2 protein-coding genes and 1 pseudogene are annotated in these 1,458 nt (G+C 66.0%); all 3 read right to left on the bottom strand.

All coding sequences use genetic code 11. The features are described from left to right. Positions 1–118 (bottom strand): annotated as a pseudogene (locus JHD07_RS36125) (ATPase); the annotation flags it as partial. A gap of 44 nt (positions 119–162) precedes the next feature. Continuing rightward, positions 163–456 carry a hypothetical protein gene (locus tag JHD07_RS36120; protein WP_291630873.1) on the bottom strand — a complete coding sequence of 98 codons (294 nt, stop codon included), beginning with the start codon at positions 454–456 and terminating at the stop codon, positions 163–165. Between the two features lie 40 nt (positions 457–496). Next, positions 497–1,458, bottom strand: a 962-nt coding sequence (locus JHD07_RS36115) for an RluA family pseudouridine synthase (protein WP_291630871.1), incomplete at its 5' end; no start/stop codon positions are given.

The raw sequence follows: 1,458 nt of genomic DNA, 5'->3' as shown, positions 1-1,458 counted from the left end.
CGGCGACGCCGGCTTCCTTGTAGAAGCGCTTGCGCAGCGGCGGGCGCGCGGCCGCGCGCACCGATTCCCGGGGATCCGGCGCAGGTTGCCCCGCAGCTTCTTCGAACAATTCGCGCATGGCCGTATCAGGTCCCTGTCGTCAGTCAGATTGCATGCGTTCGGTCAGTTGGCGCAACTTCGCGCAAATGTGCCGCGATCGGCCGGGCCAAGTCCCGCGGCTGCAGCATCGTCGAGGCACCTGGAGACGCGATCGCCGAATGAATTGCGCGGGAGCGGCTGGTAGTTGTAGCGCGGCGGCGCATCGAATTGCGGAACCTTCGGCACCTCGATCTTCGGCGGCGGTGGCGGCCGAGGCAGCGGGGGAGCGAGCTGCGAGGCACCGGGCAGCACATATTGCGCCTGGGCGGCATGCTCCAGAGTGGCCATCAGCACAACGCAGATCGCGAGCCGTCTCATGGCGGAGATGTCGTGCGTCCGCTGCCCCTGTTCAACCCTGCTATTCCTCCGGCGCGTTCTCGATAGGATCGAATCTCGATGCATCGAGCCCGAGCAGGTTCCACGACTGCTGCATATGCGGCGGCAACGGCGCCGTGGCGTCGATCACGCCGCCGCGCGGATGCGGGATGACGATGCGGCGTGCCAAGAGATGCAGCCGGTTCTGCAGTCCGCCCGGCAGCTGCCAGTTCTCGATGTTGAAATATTTGGGATCGCCGACGATGGGATGGCCGATATGGGCCATGTGGGCGCGCAGCTGGTGGGTGCGGCCCGTCACCGGCTTCAGCGACACCCAGGTCAGCTTGTTGCCGGCGGTCTCGACCACCGCATAATACGTCACCGCGTGGCTGGCGCCCTCGTCGCCATGCTGGGCGATCCGCATGATGGTGTCGTCCTCGCTTTCCTCTTTGGCGAGGAAGGTCGAGATGCGGCCCTGCTTCGGCTTCGGCAGACCGGGCACCAATGCCCAATACACCTTTCGCGCCGAGCGCGAGCGGAATGCGCCGGTGAGGTGCGAGGCGGCAAAGCGCGTCTTGGCGATCAGCAGGCAGCCCGACGTCTCGCGGTCGATGCGGTGCACCAGGCGTGGCTTCTGGCCCTTGGCATCGCGCATCACCTCCAGCATCTGGTCGATGTGTCGCGTCATGCCCGAACCGCCCTGCACGGCAAGACCGGCGGGCTTGTTCAGGACGAGGACGTCGTCGTCCTCGTAGATCGTCATCTCCTTCAGCGCCTTGAGCGTCTTCTGCGCGGCCTCCGAGAGCTCGCCGACGGCCTTCGGCGTGTCGAGCTTGAGCGGCGGGATACGAACGCTCTGGCCCTCTTCCAGCCGATCCTTGCTGTCGACGCGCTTGCCGTCGACGCGCAGCTCGCCTTTGCGCACGACGCGCTGGATGTGGGAGAACGACAGGCCGGGAAAGCGCGCTTCGAGGAAACGATCGACGCGCATGTTGTTCTCGTCCG

Source organism: Bradyrhizobium sp., assembly GCF_016462955.1.
GTDB lineage: Bacteria > Pseudomonadota > Alphaproteobacteria > Rhizobiales > Xanthobacteraceae > Bradyrhizobium.
The sequence above is the reverse complement of the archived record's forward strand: the minus strand, read 5'-3'. Positions and strand labels throughout refer to the sequence as shown.